The 434-nt window shown below is 60.4% G+C and carries 1 pseudogene; it reads right to left on the reverse strand.

Annotated features, from left to right (window positions below):
* A pseudogene (locus IAE39_RS29490) lies at nucleotides 1–207 on the reverse strand (hypothetical protein); the annotation flags it as partial.
* Between the last annotated feature and the right edge of the window lie 227 nt (nucleotides 208–434).

The following is a 434-nucleotide window of genomic DNA, read 5'->3' on the forward strand; positions in this document are numbered from 1 at the left end:
GCTACCGGTGCCGCCAGAGCCGGTACCCATGCCATCTCCAGGCGTGCCTGAACCTGTGGGTCCGCCATTGCCATTCATGTGGCCGCTGTCTTGCGTTTGCGTGCCTGGAGCGCGTTGGTCATTCATATCGGTGGCCGCCAGCACAAGCGGCGCACTGGCGCCAAGACATAGTGCCAACAGCAACGAGTGTGGTTTGATGATCTTCATGGTGTAGCTCCTTTGGGATGTTCACCATTTCTTTGTCCTGCCCGCGCGGCGTCCTGTGCGATGGCGCTGACGGGCGGAACGAACGGCCTCGGCGCCACATATTGCGGCGCACATAAGCACGACCCATTCAGCCCAGTTCCATCGCGGTATTTTTCTTCCAGCCTCGCAGGTTCATAACGCACAGGCAGACCTGCAGGATGATCAGCGCCCAGGCCTGTGCCTGCCAT

Origin of the sequence: Pseudomonas sp. S37 (assembly GCF_016658545.1) — a bacterium.
Taxonomy (GTDB): Bacteria; Pseudomonadota; Gammaproteobacteria; order Pseudomonadales; family Pseudomonadaceae; genus Aquipseudomonas.